We start from the raw sequence: 16921 nt of genomic DNA on the forward strand, positions 1-16921 counted from the left end.
CCAGCGGCTGGCCGGCAAAGTTGGACGAAAGCGGGGTTGGGTTGGATTATCCAAGTAACCTGTACCGGCCCAATCGCCAGCACAGGCAGTGCAATCTCAAGCAGTTGTTTTCAGCTCGATGCGATACAGCTTCCCAAGCAGCAGCGAGTAAGACAGCGTGCCCATCAACGCCACGCCGCCGATGAACCAGAACGCCATGGCGAACGAGCCACTGGCGTGCACGATGGCGCCGATCACGATCGGTGTGACGATGCCGCCGATGTTCGCCGCCAGGCTGGTGATGCCGCCGGTCAGGCCGATCAGCTCCTTTGGCGCCACTTCCGACACGGCAGCCCACGACGACGAGGCGATGCCCTGGGCGAAGAACGCCAGGGTCAGCACGGCGATGCACAGCACATTGGAGTCGGTGAAGTTCACCAGCACGATCGACATCCCCAGCATCGAGCCCACCACCAGCGGCAGCTTGCGGGCAAACGACAGCGAGTAGCCCTTGCGGATCAGCAGGTCGGAGACAATGCCCGCCAGGAGGATGCCGACCGTGGCACCAATGAACGGCATGACCGCGAAGATGCCGACCTTGATCAGCGTCAGCTGGCGTTCTTCGATCAGGTAGGTGGGGAACCAGGTAAGGAAGAAGTACAGTGCCGAGGTGCTGGCGAACTTGCCCAGGCAGATCGCCCAGACCTGGCGATAGCGGAACAGTTCGGCAACCTGCCGCCAGTCGAAGCGGGTACGTTGCTGGCTGCTCTTCACCAGGCCACCGCCGTTCTCGATGTAGGCCAGTTCCTCCTTGCTGACCTTCTTGCAGTTCAGCGGGTCGCGGTACAGCACCAGCCACACGACGCCGAACAGGATGCCCACCATGCCGGTGCTGTAGAACACGTGGCGCCAGTCATAGGTGGTCGCCAGCCACAGCAGCGCGCCGGTGAACAGCGCGGTGCCCAGGTACTGGCCACATACGTAGATGCTGCTGGCCATCCCGCGCTCGCGGGCGGGGAACCACACCGTGACCGCACGGCTGTTGGCCGGGAAAGCCGGGGCCTCCATGGCGCCGACCGCCAGGCGCAGGCCGAACAGTGAGGCGAAGCCGCTGGCCAGGCCCTGGGCCACGGTGACTGCCGACCAGCTGATCAGCGACACGCCGTAGGTCAGGCGCGAGCCGAAACGGTCGGCGATGAAGCCGGCCGGCACCAGTGCCAATGCGTAGGTCCAGGCGAAGGCGGAGAAGATCAGGCCCATCTCGACCTTGTCCAGGCCCAGGTCCTTGGCCATGAACGGCGCTGCGATGGAAATGTTCACCCGGTCGACGTAGTTGATGATGGTCGCCACCAGCAGCAGCGACAGCATGAACCAGCGGCGGCGGGAGGGCAGGCGCTGGGCAGGGGCCGCGTCCAGCGCGTACGACGACGCGGCGCGGGGGGTAGGCGTGCTCGACATGAGTCGACCTCGTTTGTTGTTGTTGGTAGAGGTTGGGCTGCAGTCCCGTTCCTACAGTGGTCGTATGACGTATTGAATGCAACGGCGGTTTTAGACCGTTTTTTTCGCTGGAGGCGGGGGAGGGCTGTGCTGTCCAAGAAAATCAGAAGGTGGGGTTTTGCGCGTATTTTCAGCTGTATGTCGCATTCTCAGCGGGTTGTGGACGGTTAGGGTTGCGCGAGTTTTTGCAGACAGGTTTAATTTGATGACTTTAGACATCGTACAACCTGCTGTGCCTGCCCCTGGTCTCTTCGCGGCCTTGCCCGTGAAGGGGCCAGACAGCGCCATCCTTGAAGACTGGAGCCAACCCAATGCCCCCCAAGCGCGAGGTTCCGACCTACGTCATGCAGCAGCGCAGCGAGCTGATGGATTTCTACATCCGCGACCAGCGCGGGCGCCCCGCCGAGACCGCGCCGCACCGTCACGAGTATTTTCAGATCCAGGTCAATTTAGGCGGCGACACGGTGCAACACATCGGCAGCGTGCAGCGCCCGTTCAGGCGCAACACCCTGGCTTTCATCCTGCCGCACCGGGTGCACGTGATCCCACATCCGGCGGACAGCGACTTCGTGGTGATCAATTTCTCCCAGACGTTCCTGCTGCCGCACCTGGCCTGCGACCCGATGGACCTGGAAGAAGTGTCGATCCTGCAGGCGCCGGAGCTGTCACCGTTCCGCTTTCAGGAGCATCTCGACTTTTGCCTGGGTGACGCCGACTTTGCCGAGGCGCGGCAAATCCTCGATCGCTTGCGTGAACTGGATGCCAACCGCCGCTTTGGTACCCGCGAAATGCTCAAGGGCCTGTTGCTGCAGCTGATCGGCCAGGTCTGCGGCCTGTACGCCGAGCCGCTGCGCGAACTGGCCGACAGCAACGCTGCCCAGCTCAGCCGCCGGGCCGCGCTGGGTCGCATGAGTGAATACCTGCGCCGGCATATCGATGACCCCGACCTGAACCTGCAAAAGGTCGCCGCCGCCACCTACCTGTCGCCCACCTACCTGACCCACTGGCTGCGCAAGGAAATTGGCAAGACTTTCAGCGAGCTGGTGCTGGAGCGGCGCATGCACACCGCGCGCAACTACCTGCTCAATGGCAGCCGCCCGGTGGGCGAGGTGGCGCGGCTCTGTGGCTTTGCTGATGAAGCCTACTTTTCCCGGCGCTTCCGGCAGATCCATGGCCTGCCGCCCGGGCAATTTCGCCGCCAGCAGCGCGACCCGGATACGCCGCAGGTAGCGATGCGTTAAGCTTGCTGCCATGAACCTCGACACCCGCATCAAGTACCGTCACCTGCTGTGCTTCCTGGAGATTGCCCGGCAGGGCAGCCTGGCCAGGGCGGCCGATATCCTGTCGATCAGCCAGCCGGCGATTTCCAAGACCCTCAAGGAGCTTGAAGACCTGCTCGAGACGCGCCTGTTCGAGCGCAGCCGCCAGGGTGTCGAGCTGACCCCGGCCGGCACCCGCTTCATGCGTTATGCCGGGCCCAGCGTGCAGGCGCTGCGTGATGGCGTCAGCAGCCTGCGCGGTGAAGCGCGGGCGCCGTCGCAGGTGCGCATTGGCGTGCTGTCGACGGTCGAGGGGTTGCTGATGCCAGAGGTGCTGTGCCGCCTGCATCAGCGCCACGAGGCGTTGGTGATCAGCGTGGTGACCGGGGTCAGTGCGCAGTTGCTGAGCCAGTTGCACCTGGGTGAACTGGAACTGGTGGTTGGGCGCATGACCGACAGCCCGCAGATCCAGGGGTTGTCGTTCGAGCACCTGTACAGCGAGTCCATGGCCCTGGTCGTGCGCCCAGGCCATCCTTTGCTGGGGAGCGCTCCTGTAGAGCGGCAGCGGGTAGGGCAGTATCCGCTGGTGCTGCCACCGCCCGGCACCACCATTCGCCAGCACGCTGACAGCCTGTTCGTGCAGTGCGGCATCCAGATGCCGGCGCAGCGCCTGGAGACCTTGTCGCTGGCGCTGAGCCGGCGGTACCTGCTGGGCAGCGATGGGCTGTGGGTGGCCCCACGGGATGCGGTGCTGCTCGATTTGCGCCGGGGCGAGTTGGCTGAGCTTGACCTTGGCGTGCGTGAGCCGGGAGGGTCGGTGGGGATTTGCCGCAATGCGGCCTTGCCGTTGAGTTTGCCGGGGCAGTGGGTGGGTGAGGTGCTGCGGGAGGTGGCGGGGGAATATCGGGATGGCCGGTATCCTTGAGGCTTTTGGGCTCACTTTACCTGCTTCAGAACCCGCAGAAATAAAAAGCCACAAACGCCCTGCAAACACGGCACGAAGGGTCAATACTGGCCATTGGCTGCAAAGCTTCGATGAAGAAGCTTTTAACTACTGAACTTCCTTACGAAAACCCGCTCCTATGCCGGTAGCCATTGGTCATGGCCGCCTGCTAAGCTCGCGGCTTTACCCTGATTGCCCTTATGGCGCATGAACAAGGAAATAGCATGAAACAGCATCGTTTGGCGGCTGCGGTTGCCCTGGTAGGCCTGGTACTGGCTGGCTGTGATCAACAAGCCAGCAGCCCCGAGCTGAAGACTCCGGCACAGAAAGCCTCCTACGGTATCGGCCTGAACATGGGCAAGAGCCTGGCTCAGGAAGGCATGGAAGACCTTGATTCGAAAGCAGTCGCCCTCGGCATCGAAGACGCCGTTGGCAAGAAAGAACAGCGCCTCAAGGACGAAGAGCTGGTAGAAGCCTTCACCGCGCTGCAGAAGCGTGCCGAAGAACGCCTGGCCAAGGCCAGTGAAGAAGCCGCTTCGGCTGGCAAGAAGTTCCTCGAAGAAAACGCCAAAAAGCCAGGCGTGGTCACCACCGCCTCGGGCCTGCAGTACGAAGTGGTCAAGAAGGCCGACGGCCCGCAGCCCAAGCCGACCGACGTAGTCACTGTTCACTACGAAGGCAAGCTGATCGATGGCAAGGTATTCGACAGCTCGGTCGAGCGCGGCAGCCCGATCGACCTGCCGGTCAGCGGCGTCATCCCGGGTTGGGTCGAAGGCCTGCAACTGATGCACGTTGGCGAGAAGTACAAGCTGTTCATCCCGGCTGAACTGGCCTACGGCGCGCAAAGCCCAAGCCCGCTGATCCCGGCCAACTCGGTACTGGTGTTCGACCTGGAACTGATCGCCATCAAGGACCCGGCCCAGCTGCAGGGCGGCGAGCCGGAAGCCGCGGCCCCGGCCGAAGCACCTGCTGAAGCCCCAGCTGAAGCACCTGCCAAGTAACTGGCTGATTGTTGAAAGCGCCCCGTCCTGACGGGGCGTTTTTGTTTGGGCGATTGGACGAACCTGCAAGTGCTGGTACTGTCCCAGCAAAGGCAATGTGAAGAAGCAGGACGCTGCTGACGCAAATCGTTTGCGCTGCAGGTAGCTGCCGCGTGAAACGACTGTGTAAAAAACGCCCGATCTGACCGGGGCCCTTGCCCGGCAGGCACCCCGGGTCAGAATCTTCGCCCTGTTCACAAGGTTATCCACAATAAATGTGGATAACCTTTTCCCTCTCGGAGGCTCCATGAGCGCACCCTGGAATTTCGCCCGTTTCCTGCCGCTGGCCGAGCGCCTGCTCAGTCGCGGCCGATTGCCGGCATTGCTGTTCGCCGTGGCGCGCAAAGGCCCGCGCCTTGGCCAATTGCGTGAAGACGTGAAGCTGTTGCAGTCCCTGTGCCTGGCCTGGTGGCGTGGCGAATACCGCGCCATCAGCCCTAAGGCGCTGGTCACCATCGTCGCTGGCCTGCTGTATTTCGTCAGCCCCATCGATGCCATCCCCGACTGGTTGCTGGGTGTGGGTTTCCTCGATGACATCGCGGTGCTGGGCTGGGTGTTGAAGACCGTGGCCGACGAACTGGCGCGCTTCAAGGCCTGGCGCGACAGCCAGGCGCCCGAGCGACTGCGGGTGGTCGAGCGCCTGCCCGATACCCCGGAAGCGCTGCGGCTCGAACGCAATACCCCGTAAAACCGAGCACAACTGCAGCGCAACTGCACAGACCCCAGAGTTGGTAATATAATTGGCATAAGGGTTATGCCTACGGATTACATGCTGTAATCCTTTTTAAAGGGGTTTGTAATGGGTATTCAGGTCATCAGCCGGGACGGTCAACCCGAGTACGCCGTTGTTCCCTGGGAACAGTATCAAGCGCTGCTCAAGGCAGCCGGCCAGGCACCCGCCGAGGCGGTTGCCAGCGAGCCGGCTGCGACTGCCGCAGCGCCGTTGCCGGCGTTCAGTGAGGTTGGCCAAATTCGCCAGGCCAAGGGCATCGCACCCGAGCAACTGGCGCGCAATGTCGGGGTAAGCCCGGCGTATCTGGCCATGATCGAATCGGGCGAACGCCAGCCCGATGCGGCTATCCGCCGTGCCTTGGCCTGGCACCTTGGGGTGGCTGGCTGGAGCGAGCCATCATGAGCCAGGTCAGGATCAGCCGTCAGCATTGGGATAACCTGCTGGGCGAGCTTGACCTGGCCCGTCGTCAACGTCACCTGCTGACCTACCGAGCGCTGATCGAGCGCTTGCAACTGCCCAGCCCGGCCATGCAGACACTGACTGCCGCGCTGGAATACCTGGCGGTGCTGGATGCCCGTGCCGAGCAGCCCCTGCGCAGCTCGCTGGTGATCAGCCAGGGCGCTAGCCGTTTGCCGCGCACCGGCTTTTTCGAATGCGTGGAGCGCCTGGGGCGTTTTTCTGGTCCGGTGGATGGCATGGAGGCGGCGTCGTGGCATGCCTCAGAGGTGGTGCGGGTGTTCGAGTACAGCTACCCCGAAACGGCCTGACTCCTAGCCTGTCACGGCGCTGTTGCCGGCAGGCCAGCCCCGTGCCGTAACGGCGGAATCCTGCTGGCCGGCGATAGGGCCATGACCGGCAGCGCATCCCTGTGAATCAGCCCACAAGCCCTGCCATCAGCGTCAACAACCTCCAATGCATCCAGGTGCTGATGGCGGCCAAACAACTCCAGCAACTGCCCGATCGTGGCATTGAGCCGCACCGTCGGCTGCTCGGCCGGCGGTATGTTCATCAGCATGGGCAATGGCCGGCTCTCACGCACCCCCAGCTCCTGTGGCCGCCCCAGCAGGTACCCCTGCACCAGGTCCACGCCCATCTCTTTCAGCACCACCAGCTCTTCGACCAACTCGATGCCTTCGGCAATCACTCGGGCCTTCGACGCCCGGGCAATCTGCAAGATCGAACCCACGAACTCGCGCTTGAGCGGGTCGCGGTGAATGCCATCGATGAAGTGCCGGTCGATCTTCACGTATTCGGGGCGAAGTTCCGACCATAGGCGCAGGCTGGAATAACCCGCGCCCAGGTCGTCGATGGCAATCGAGAAACCCATGTCGCGATAATGGTGCAGGGCGTTGGATAACAGCTGGAAGTCGTCGGTCGGGGTGTGCTCGGTCAGTTCGATCACCACCCGGCTGGGCGGCAAGCCGACCTGTTCGAGCAGTTTGAGGGTGAGGCCGGACGGGTAGTGGGGTTCCAGCAGCGACTCCGGAGAGATGTTGAGAAACAACTTGCCCTGCAGCTGTTGCTCGCTGAAGCGGCGGCAGGCGCTTTCTCGGCAGGCTGCCTCCAGCTCGGTCAGGCGGCCCGCCTGTCGAGCGATGGTGAACAGGTTCAGCGGCGCATGCAGGGGGCTGTTGGACGGACCACGGCTCAACGCCTCATGGCCGAACACCCGTTGTTCGCTCAGGCACATGATCGGCTGAAACAGGCTGTGAATACTGGGTTGAGCCAGGATGGCACCCAAGGCATCGAGCTGTTCGGCAACGGTCATGACGTATTCCTGAAAATGAAAGGGCCGGGCATCTGCATGCCCGGCCCCCGTATTTCACGACAGCGCGATGACTGTTTGATGACAGGTCACATTAATCTGCCATCATCGCACTTGGTGCCTTACTTCTTGGCCACCTTGGTGCTGGCGCTGAGGTAGTCGATCAGGATGCGACCGGTTTCCGACAGGTAGGCGTCGTCTTCCGGCTTGGTGTTTTCATCCTCGGTCGGCAGCGCGTCTTCGTCTTCCTTCTTCAACTCCTTGAGCGGCTCTTCACCCTTGGCCTTGCGGCGAATGTTTTCCAGCGCCAGTTGCTTGGCCTCGATGTCATCGTGGCGCGCGCGGCGGTCCTGCTCGTTGAGGCTGACAGTCTTCTCGTCCATCAGCTTTTTGGTCAGGGCCAGGCGGTCGCGGATGTAGGTGAACTCGGCATCCTTGTCGCTACGTGCCTCATGCTGCGCCCTCAGCTGGGCCAGGAACGGCTTGAACGGGTCGGCTGCCGGCTTGACCACCGGGCGGATGGTGTCCCATGGCATGGCTTCTGGCAGTGCGCTCTCGCCGATTTCCTTGGTGTCGATGATCGACGGGTAGTCGATGTCCGGCAGCACGCCCTGGTGCTGGGTGCTCTGCCCGGAAACCCGGTAGAACTTGGCCAGGGTCAGCTTCAGTTCGCCATGGTTGAGCGGCTGGATGGTCTGCACGGTGCCTTTGCCGAAGGTCTGACCACCGATGATCAGCGCGCGGTGGTAGTCCTGCATGGCGCCGGCAAAGATCTCCGACGCCGAGGCGGACAGGCGGTTGACCAGCAGCGCCAGCGGGCCTTTGTAGAAGGCGCCTGGGTTTTCGTCTTCAAGCACGTCGACACGGCCGTCGCTGTTGCGCACCAGTACAGTCGGGCCTTTCTCGATGAACAGGCTGGTCAGTTCGGTGGCTTCCTGCAGCGAGCCACCGCCGTTGTTGCGCAGGTCGATGACCACGCCGTCGACTTTCTCTTTTTGCAGTTCGGTGAGCAGCTTCTTCACGTCACGCGTGGTGCTCTTGTACTCCGGGTCACCGGCGCGGTAGGCCTTGAAGTCGAGGTAGAAGGCCGGGATCTCGATGATGCCCAGTTTGTAGTCACGCCCGTCCTGCTTGAGCTTGAGCACCGACTTTTTCGCCGCTTGCTCTTCGAGCTTCACTGCTTCACGGGTGATCGAGACGATCTTGCTGGTCTGGTCGCTTGGCGCATTGCTGGCCGGGATGATTTCCAGGCGCACCACCGAGCCTTTCGGGCCGCGGATCAGCTTGACCACTTCGTCCAGGCGCCAGCCGACCACGTCGACCATTTCCTTGTTGCCCTGGGCCACACCGATGATCTTGTCGGCCGGAGCCACCTGCTTGGTCTTGGCTGCCGGGCCTGCCGGCACCAGGCGCACGATCTTGACCTGGTCGTTGTCGCTTTGCAGCACGGCGCCGATACCTTCCAGCGACAGGCTCATGTTGATGTCGAAGTTTTCCGCGTTGTCCGGCGACAGGTAGTTGGTGTGCGGGTCGTAGGACTGGGCAAACGTGTTGATGTAGGCCTGGAAGATATCCTCGGCACGGGTCTGGTCCAGGCGCGCCAGTTGGTTCTTGTAGCGCTTGGTCAGGGTTTCCTGGATCTGCTTGGGTTCCTTGCCGGCGATCTTCTGGCGCAGCACTTCGTCCTTGACGCGTTTGCGCCACAGGTCGTCGAGCTCGGCCTGATTCTTCAGCCACGGAGCATCCTTGCGGTCGATCAGCAAGGTTTCCTTGGTGTTGAAATCGATCTTGTCCACGCCCTTGTTCAGCTCGGCCAGGGCAAAGTCCAGGCGCTGCTTGACGCGGTCGAGGTAGCGTTTGTAGATGGTGAAGCCCGGGTCAAGGTTGCCGCTCTTGAGAAAATCGTCGAATTGCGTTTTCCACTTGTCGAATTCGGCAATGTCGGCCGCGGTGAAGTAGCTGCGCGCCGGGTCCAGCAGCTTGATGTAGCTGTCGTAGATGATGACCGAACGGGCGTCGTCCAGCGGCGGCTTGCTGTAGTGGTGGCGCTTGAGCAGTTCCACCACGTTGAGGCTGGCGACGATCTCGTCGCGGTCCGGCTGCAGGCTGTCCCACTTGTTGGCGGCCGCCGCATTGCCGCCGAGCGTGAGGCTGCCCAGGCCAACCATCAGGGCCAGCGCGGTGCTTGGAAGGAAATGCTTCATGCTGATTCGACGTGGGGGCATTTGATCACGCATAGTAGGCCGTCTATTCCGTTCGCCGGTTCCAGGGGAGCCGGGCGCATACTGCAAAAAGCCTGGGCACAACGATCCCAGGCTCGGTCATATGATTCAACTATGGAGGCACTGTGAAGGCATTGCAAGGCGTTGACGGACATGTGGCCTGGGTCGAGGCGGAACGCCCGGCCTGTGACGCGGGCCAAGTGCGCATTCGCGTGGCTGCAGCCGGGCTGAACCGCGCCGATCTGCTGCAGATGAAAGGTTTGTACCCACCACCGCCAGGCGCCAGCCCTTACATGGGCCTGGAGTGTGCCGGGGTGATCGCAGAGGTGGGGGCTGGTGCCGACTGGCGCGTGGGCGACCGCGTGTGCGCGCTGCTGGCCAGCGGCGCCATGGCCGAGGAAGTGGTGGTCGATGCCCGCCATGTGTTGCCGGTGCCGGAGGGCCTGAGCCTGCATGAAGCGGCAGGGTTGCCGGAAGTGTATGCCACCGCCTGGCTGAACATCTTCCAGCTGGGTGCGGTGAAGGCGGGTGAGAAAGTGTTGGTACACGCGGGTGCCAGTGGCGTGGGCTCGGCTGCCATCCAGCTGTGCAAGGCCTTTGGCAGCCCGGTGTGGGTCAGCGTCGGTTCGCAGGACCGGCTGGCCTACTGCGAAGCACTGGGTGCAGCGGGTGGCGTGGTACGTAACGCAAACCTCGAAGCACTGGAAGGGTTCGGCCCGTTCGATGTGATTCTCGACCCGGTAGGGGCCAGCTACGGTGAACTCAACCTCAGGCTGCTGGCGCGTGATGGGCGCTGGGTGATCATCGGCCTGATGGGCGGGCGCAAGTTCGAACTGGACCTGGCGCAGGTGCTGGGCAAACGCCTGGAAATCACCGGCTCCACCCTGCGTAACCGCGATGACAGCTTCAAGGCCGAGCTGCTCCGCGAGTTGCAGCAGCAGGTGTGGCCGCTGTTCGCCGAAGGGCGCCTGTCGCCGCAACTGGTCGATACCTACCCGGTGGAGTTTGCCCAGGCCGCGTATGCCGAGCTTGAGACCAATCAGGTGTCGGGCAAGCTGGTCATGGTCATAGACCCAAGCCTGGTGTAAGCAGGCCTGGCCCTTTCGCGGCTTTGCCCGCGAAAGGGCCACACGAATCTTCAGTTCCAGCTGAGAATCGGCCAGCCGTTGGTCTCGGCATGCTCGCGCAACACCGCATCGGGGTTCACAACGTGCGGGTGATCCACCTTCAGTAACAACGGCAAGTCGTTGCGCGAGTCGGAATAGAAACTCGCCCCCTCCAGATTCTCCTGCTCCTGGTCCAGCCATTCCAGCAAACGGGTGATCTTGCCTTCGCGGTAGGTCAGTACCCCACGGGTCTTGCCGGTGTACACCCCATTCACCGCCTCCAGCTCGATCGCCAGGTACTCATCTACCCCCAGCCGCGCTGCAATCGGCCCGACCAGGTGCGTGCCAGAAGCAGAAATGATCAGGATACGGTCGCCGCGCTTGCGGTGCTTGGCGATGTAACGGCAGGCGTCACCGTAGATGATCGGCTCGATCACCTCTTCAACCCACGGTTCGACCAGGTGCTCGACCTCTTCCAGGGTGCGCCCGGCGATAGGCTCCAGGCTGAAGGCCATGTACTCCTCCATCCGCAGGTGACCCTTGCCGTAAGCCTCCATCAGTTCGTGGTCGCGGCGCAGGAACTCCTTGCCATCGACCCAGCCCAGCCGGGCCATCTGCTCGCTCCACAGCGACGCGCAGTCGCCGTGGATCAGGGTTTCGTCCAGATCGAAAATTGCCAGTGCCATCGTGATGAATCTCCTTAAGCCACTTCGCGTAGCGCCGTGGGGTCGATCGACAAGCTTACCCGCTGCCCGTCAGCATGCAGGTCGGCTGGCGAGCGGTTGAGCACGTCGACCACCAGTTCCACGCCGCGCACCTGCACCCGGTAGCGGATCACGTTGCCCAGCAGGCTATGGCTGCGTACCTCGGCGTCCAGTTCGCCGTCGAGGCCCAGGCTGATCGACTCCGGGCGGATCGCCAGGCGGCTGGCCACCGGGCGTTGCAGCAGGCGGCTGGCGCTGTCGGCGTCGAGCAGGTTGTAGTTGCCGATGAAGCCGGCGGCAAACAGGTCCACCGGCGCGGTGTAGAGGGTTTCGGCATCGCCGCTCTGGACAATGCGCCCCTGGTTCATCAGGAAGATGCGGTCGGACATGGTCAGTGCCTCTTCCTGGTCGTGGGTGACGAAGATGGTGGTCAGCCCCAAGTCGCGCTGGATGGCGCGAATCTGCTCGCGCAGGTGCTTGCGAATGCGCGCATCCAGCGCCGACAGCGGCTCGTCGAGCAGCAACAGGCGCGGGCGAGTGACCAGCGAGCGGGCCAGGGCCACGCGCTGGCACTGGCCGCCTGACAACTGGTGCGGGTAGCGCCCGGCAAACTTGCCCAGCTCCACCAGCTCCAGTGCCTCGCGCACCCGCAGCTGGCTTTCGTCGGCCTTAACCTTCTGCATGCGCAGGCCGAAGGCGACGTTCTGCTCCACGGTCATGTTGGGGAACAGCGCGTAGCTCTGGAACACCATGCCGATGCCACGCTTTTGCGGGCTCAGCGGCACGATGTCGTGGCCGTCCAGCAGGATCTGCCCGCTGTCCACCGGGGTCAGCCCGGCAATGCAGCGCAGCAGGGTGGACTTGCCGCAGCCCGAGGGGCCGAGCAGGGTCACGAACTCGCCGCGGTCGATGTGGCAGTCGATGCTCTCGAACACCGGGCTGCCGGCATAGCTCTTGTGCAGTTTCTGTACGCTGACGAAGCTCATGTCAGGTCTTGTCCTTGTTCAGGCGGTTGGCGACCCAGGTCAGTACCAGCACGAAGGCGAAGTAAGAGATAACCAGTGCGCTGTTGAAGTGGCCGCTGCTGTTGCGCATGTTGTTCAGGTACACCTGCAGGGTCTCGTAGCGGGTGCCGACCAGCAGGTTGGCGAACACGAACTCGCCGAACAGGAACGAGAACGACAGCAGCAGTGCCACCATCAGGCCCTTGCGCAGGTTTGGCAGCACCACCAGCAATGCGGCCTGCCAGGTGCTGGCGCCGAGCAGCTGGGCGGCGTCCATCAGGTCGCGCAGGTTGATGGCCTGCAGGTTGTTGGTAATGGCCCGGTACATGAACGGCAGGGCAATGGTGAAGTAGCAGCCAATCAGGATCCACGGCGTGCCGACCATGGCCATCGGCCCGCTCCCATACAGCTGCAGCAGACCCACCGACGACACCACCGGCGGTACCGCGAACGGCAACAGGATGAGGATGTTCATCAGCGCGTCGAGCCTGGGGAAGTGGTAGTGGACCACGAACAGCAGCGGCAGGATCAGCACCACCGACAGCAGCAGCGCGCCCACGCACACCAGCAGCGACTGGCCGAAGGCGGCGAGGAAGCGTGGCTCGCTCCACAGTGCGATGTACCACTTGAAGGTCAGGCCGCTGGGCAGCAGGCTGGCTGACCAGCTGGTGGCCAGCGAGTAGAGCAGGGTGCCGGCCAGAGGCAGCAGCAGGATCAGGAACAGCAGGTAGACCACGGCGCGGTGGTACCAGCCGCCGGAACGGGTGTCAGCGCGCATGGTAGCTCCGTTTCAGTAGCCATTGGTGCACCACCGTGACCAGCGTCATCAGCCCGACCAGTACCATCGCCAGGGCGCTGGCCAGGTTGGGGTCGAGGCTGATGTCACCGGCCACCAGGCCAGCGATGCGGATCGGCAGTACGTTGAAGTTGCCGGTGGTCAACGCGTACACGGTGGCGTAGGCGCCCAGGGCGTTGGCCAGCAGGATGACGAAGGTGCCAAGCAGGGCCGGGGTCAGCACTGGCAGGCCGATGTGCCGCCAGAATTGCCAGTGGTTGGCGCCCAGCAGCGCGGCCGATTCGCGCCAGTCTTCACGCAGGGCGTCGAACGCCGGGTACAGCAGCAACACGCCCAACGGGATCTGGAAGTAGGTGTACACCAGAATCAGGCCGCTCTTGGAATAGATGCTGAAGTCTTCCAGCAGGCCGACCTGCTTCAGCAGCAGGGTCAGCGCGCCGTTGAAACCGAGCAGGATGATGAAGGCAAAGGCCAGCGGCACCCCGGCAAAGTTACTGGTCATGTTGGCGAAGGCGCTGACGAAATCGCGCAGTCTGGAATCCACCTGACGCAGCGAATAGGCACCGAGGGTGGCGATGATGATGCCGAACAGGCTCGACCAGAAGCTGATCTCCAGGCTGCGTTGCAGCGCCTGCAGGTAAAACTTCGAGGCGAACACCTTGCTGAAGTTGGCCACGCCCCAACCGGCATCCGATTGCAGGCTGTTGATCGCCACCCAGCCCAGTGGCGCGACCTGGAAGATGACGAAGAACACGGCGAACGGCAGCAGGCAGAGCAGGGCCAGGTAGCGGCCACGGTTCACTTGAGCAACTCCCGGCACACCGTCTTGTCGTGGGCAGCGCCCAGCAGTTCGCAGATGGTCCCGCACAGCTCGGTCTGCAGTGGCTTGGCTGCCGGGTCGAGGCTGAAGGCGTCGCCAAACACGAACAACGGCACTTCACGTTCTTCAGCCAGCAGGCCGTTGTGCGAGCGGTCGTTGTTCATGCCATGGTCGGCGGTCACCAGTACCTGGTAGCCCTCCTCGAGCCAACCCGGCAGGTAGTCAGCCAGCAGGATATCGACGCTGCGCGCGGCGTTGCGGTACTGGCTGCTGTCCAGGCCATGGTGATGGCCGACGTCGTCGATGCTCATCGGGTGTACCAGCAGGAAGTTCGGTGCATGGCGGCGGCGCAGGTATTCGCCGTCGGCCAGCAGGTGCGAATCGGGGTAACGGTCGTCCCAGTAAAACAGCCCGTGCTGGATCGGCAGCTTGGGCGCGTGGGTATGGCGGTCGCGCTGCGGGTCGAAGGGCGAGCGGTTGTACAGTTCGCTCATCCAGTGATAGGCCGCCGCTGCAGTGCCCAGGTTGGCCTCGCGCGCGTAGTGGAAGACGCTGCGCTGGTTGGACAGGCGGTTGACGTTGTTGTGCACGATGCCACTGTCGATGGGGGGTACGCCGGTGAGGATGCACTCGTACAGCGGCCGCGACAGCGATGGCAGTTCGCATTCCACGCGGTACAGCGCGGCGCGGTCGGCCTCGACGTAGGCGTGCAGGTGGCCCATGGCGTGGTGGGCGACCTGGTAGTTGAGGCCGTCGAGCAAGACCAGGATGACGTTGTGTTGCATGGTGGCTCCAGTCATAAACCGCGTTGGCTTCTTCGCGGGTGAACCCGCTCCCACACGTACTGCACAAGGCTCAAGACCTGTGCTGTCCCTGTGGGAGCGGGTTTACCCCGCGAAAGGGCCCGTCCAGGCACTAGACAAGCTGGCCTGTTACTCCATCTCGATGATCACCTGCTCCTGCCACATCTGCGGCAGTTTCTTCGAAGTGGCTTCCCAGGCTTCGGCATTCTTGATCGGCTGGGCTGCACCGTACTGTTCGTTAGGCAGCAACTTGGCCTGCACATCCGCCGGCAGCTTCAGGTGCTCGGCACGGATTGGCCGAGCATGCCCCTTGGCCAGGTTGATCTGCCCGGCATCGCTGAAGATGTATTCCCGGGTCAGCTTGGCCGCGTTGGGGTGCTTGGCGTACTTGTTGATGACCGTGGTATAGCCGGAGATCACCGAACCATCGGAGGGGATCAGCACTTCAAAGCGCTTGGGGTCGATCTGTTCACGGTAGCTCAGGCCGTTGAAGTCCCAGACCACGCCGACTTCCACTTCACCTTTTTCCAAGGTCTGGATGGTCGGGTTGGCCAGCGACAGGCGCTTCTGCTGGGCCAGCTTGGTGAACAGCTGCAGGCCTGGTGCTACGTTGGTTTCATCACCTTTGTAGGCAATGGCCGCAGCCAGCACGCCGTTGGCAGCCTGGGCGGCGGTACCGACGTCACCGATGGCAACCTTGTACTTGCCTTTTTCCAGGTCATGCCAGGTTTTCGGCCGTTCTTCTTCCTTGACCAGGTCCTTGTTGATAATGAAGGCGATGGTGCCGGTATAGGCCAGCGCCCAGTGGCCATCCTTGTCCTTGGCCCACTCCGGCACCTGGTCCCACGTGCTTGGCTTGTACGGCTGGCTCACGCCCTTGGTCACCGCGATCGGGCCGAAGGCGGCACCCACATCGCCAATGTCGGCGCTGGCGTTGTCCTTCTCTGCCTCGAACTTGGCCAGCTCCTGGGCCGAGGTCATGTCGGTGTCGCTGTGCTTGAGGCCATATTTGCTGGCAAGGTCTTCCCATGTGCCTTTCCAGTTGGCCCAGGCATCAGGCATGCCCACGCTGTTGACGGTACCTTCCTTGCGGGCGGCGTCTTCCAAAGCCTTGAGATCAGGGCCGGCGGCCATGGCCGAGGTGCACAAGGTGATGGCCGAGCCGAGCAGTGACGCCATGAACAACTTTTTCATCCGAAGCTCCTTGGTATGGGTGCCTTTAGCGATCGTTGTTTTGAGTGAAGCGGTTGTCTGGTGACCGTTGGTCTAGGTCAGCAAAGCTTGAGCCAAGGTAGGCCGCTTGCGTGACAATTTGATGTAGGGCTACACCTGAAACGGCCCTGAGACTACAGCGTAGACCACCTGACTGGCCCGGTTCTGCTGGGCTGGCGCGTTTTTGGCAGTGCTTGCTGCTGGCCTTTGTCACAGGATGTTCATCAGCCCTGCCTAGGCTGCACTAATCTTCACAGGCCCCTTCGTGGGGCTGGACTAGTCCAGATAGGTAACCTTTTGATGCAGTCGACGCCACCGCGTGCGGTAACAGCCATCTGCCATGCCTTGCAGGAGCAGATCGAGCACGGCCTGCTGGCGCCGGGCGGCAAGCTGCCGGCCGAGCGCCGGCTCAGCGAGGTGTTCGATACCACCCGCATTACCCTGCGCGAGGCGCTGGTGCAGTTGGAAGCCCAAGGCTTGATCTACCGCGAAGAACGCCGCGGTTGGTTTGTTGCACCGCAGCGGCTGACCTACGACCTGATCCAGCGCAGCCACTTCCATGCCATGGTGCGTGAACAGGGGCGAGTGGCCAGCACCGAGCTGTTGTCGGCGCGGCTGCAGCCAGCCTCGGCGGCCATCTGTGCGCGCCTGCAGTTGCCGGCGTTGTCGAGTGTGGTGCAGATCTGCCGGTTACGCCGTATCGATGGGCGAGCGGTGCTGTACGCCGAGCATTACCTCAACCCCCGGTATTTTCCGGATATTCTCGAACAGGACCTGGCGCAGTCGCTGACCGAGATCTATGGGCGGGTGTACGGCATCCGCTATGGGCAGGTGTGCTTCGAGATTTTGCCCACGGCATTGCCGGTGGCGGCAGCCAGTGCACTCAAAATGTCGGCGGGCAGCCCGGGGTTGCACATCACCCGGGTCAACAGTGACCAGCATGGGCACCTGATCGACTGTGACCTGGAGTTTTGGCGGCATGATGCAATCCGCATCCGCGCCCAGGTGGGCTAGCGCGACGATTGCTTCCCAGGGGTT

At 62.8% G+C, this 16921-nt stretch carries 17 protein-coding genes; 8 read left to right on the forward strand and 9 right to left on the reverse strand.

All coding sequences use genetic code 11. The features are described from left to right. Positions 1–96 precede the first annotated feature (96 nt). A complete protein-coding gene (locus OO258_RS15565) occupies positions 97–1437 on the reverse strand; it encodes an MFS transporter (RefSeq protein WP_266031402.1) in 1341 nt (446 codons plus the stop codon). Between the two features lie 350 nt (positions 1438–1787). Between OO258_RS15565 and OO258_RS15570 the strand changes: the two genes are divergently transcribed. From OO258_RS15570 to OO258_RS15595, 6 genes are all read left to right on the forward strand, one after another. Continuing rightward, the gene (locus tag OO258_RS15570; RefSeq protein WP_110745600.1) at positions 1788–2717 is read left to right on the forward strand and encodes a helix-turn-helix transcriptional regulator; all 930 of its coding nucleotides are present in this window, start codon (positions 1788–1790) and stop codon (positions 2715–2717) included. Between the two features lie 10 nt (positions 2718–2727). Next, on the forward strand, positions 2728–3660 hold the full coding sequence (gene pcaQ, locus OO258_RS15575; protein ID WP_266031403.1) for a pca operon transcription factor PcaQ: 933 nt from the start codon (positions 2728–2730) through the stop codon (positions 3658–3660). Positions 3661–3902: 242 nt separating this feature from the next. Then, complete coding sequence (locus OO258_RS15580; RefSeq protein ID WP_266031404.1) at positions 3903–4679, forward strand: FKBP-type peptidyl-prolyl cis-trans isomerase; 777 nt, start codon at positions 3903–3905, stop codon at positions 4677–4679. A gap of 286 nt (positions 4680–4965) precedes the next feature. Next, on the forward strand, positions 4966–5406 hold the full coding sequence (locus OO258_RS15585; protein ID WP_110745597.1) for a YkvA family protein: 441 nt from the start codon (positions 4966–4968) through the stop codon (positions 5404–5406). Between the two features lie 111 nt (positions 5407–5517). After that, positions 5518–5853: a helix-turn-helix domain-containing protein gene (locus tag OO258_RS15590; protein ID WP_266031405.1), complete on the forward strand. Its 336-nt coding sequence runs from the start codon at positions 5518–5520 to the stop codon at positions 5851–5853. Further along, positions 5850–6218, forward strand: coding sequence for a hypothetical protein (locus tag OO258_RS15595; protein ID WP_013971408.1), 369 nt, complete (start codon positions 5850–5852; stop codon positions 6216–6218). The genes OO258_RS15590 and OO258_RS15595 overlap by 4 nt, the downstream gene beginning before the upstream one ends. A gap of 11 nt (positions 6219–6229) precedes the next feature. Here the strand turns inward: OO258_RS15595 and OO258_RS15600 are convergent, their stop codons facing one another. Further along, entirely contained in the window at positions 6230–7219 is a 990-nt protein-coding gene (locus tag OO258_RS15600; RefSeq protein WP_266031406.1) for an EAL domain-containing protein, read from the reverse strand. Between the two features lie 119 nt (positions 7220–7338). Further along, positions 7339–9420 (reverse strand): carboxy terminal-processing peptidase, encoded by a 2082-nt coding sequence (locus OO258_RS15605; RefSeq protein WP_177410756.1) that lies wholly within the window; start codon positions 9418–9420, stop codon positions 7339–7341. 143 nt (positions 9421–9563) lie between these two features. Here OO258_RS15605 and OO258_RS15610 point away from each other — a divergent pair, with 143 nt between their 5' ends. Continuing rightward, the gene (locus tag OO258_RS15610) at positions 9564–10526 is read left to right on the forward strand and encodes an NAD(P)H-quinone oxidoreductase (RefSeq protein ID WP_266031407.1); all 963 of its coding nucleotides are present in this window, start codon (positions 9564–9566) and stop codon (positions 10524–10526) included. 50 nt (positions 10527–10576) lie between these two features. Here the strand turns inward: OO258_RS15610 and OO258_RS15615 are convergent, their stop codons facing one another. From OO258_RS15615 to OO258_RS15640, 6 genes are all read right to left on the reverse strand, one after another. Next, complete coding sequence (locus OO258_RS15615) at positions 10577–11230, reverse strand: HAD family hydrolase (protein WP_266031408.1); 654 nt, start codon at positions 11228–11230, stop codon at positions 10577–10579. A gap of 14 nt (positions 11231–11244) precedes the next feature. After that, positions 11245–12234, reverse strand: a complete 990-nt coding sequence (locus OO258_RS15620; RefSeq protein ID WP_266031409.1) for an ABC transporter ATP-binding protein — start codon at positions 12232–12234, stop codon at positions 11245–11247. A 1-nt stretch (position 12235) separates the two neighbouring features. After that, positions 12236–13030, reverse strand: a complete 795-nt coding sequence (locus tag OO258_RS15625; protein ID WP_110745590.1) for an ABC transporter permease — start codon at positions 13028–13030, stop codon at positions 12236–12238. After that, a complete protein-coding gene (locus OO258_RS15630; RefSeq protein WP_266031410.1) occupies positions 13020–13850 on the reverse strand; it encodes an ABC transporter permease in 831 nt (276 codons plus the stop codon). Before OO258_RS15630 ends, OO258_RS15625 begins: the two co-directional genes overlap by 11 nt. Next, entirely contained in the window at positions 13847–14653 is an 807-nt protein-coding gene (locus tag OO258_RS15635; RefSeq protein ID WP_110745588.1) for an alkaline phosphatase family protein, read from the reverse strand. The genes OO258_RS15630 and OO258_RS15635 overlap by 4 nt, the downstream gene beginning before the upstream one ends. Positions 14654–14800: 147 nt before the next feature. Then, positions 14801–15865: an ABC transporter substrate-binding protein gene (locus OO258_RS15640; RefSeq protein ID WP_266031411.1), complete on the reverse strand. Its 1065-nt coding sequence runs from the start codon at positions 15863–15865 to the stop codon at positions 14801–14803. Positions 15866–16183: 318 nt separating this feature from the next. On the opposite strand from OO258_RS15640, the gene OO258_RS15645 reads away from it, so the two are divergent. Beyond that, positions 16184–16897: a UTRA domain-containing protein gene (locus OO258_RS15645; RefSeq protein ID WP_266031412.1), complete on the forward strand. Its 714-nt coding sequence runs from the start codon at positions 16184–16186 to the stop codon at positions 16895–16897. Positions 16898–16921: the final 24 nt, after the last annotated feature.

The organism is Pseudomonas sp. DCB_BI (genome assembly GCF_026240995.1).
In the GTDB taxonomy this organism is placed as follows: domain Bacteria; phylum Pseudomonadota; class Gammaproteobacteria; order Pseudomonadales; family Pseudomonadaceae; genus Aquipseudomonas.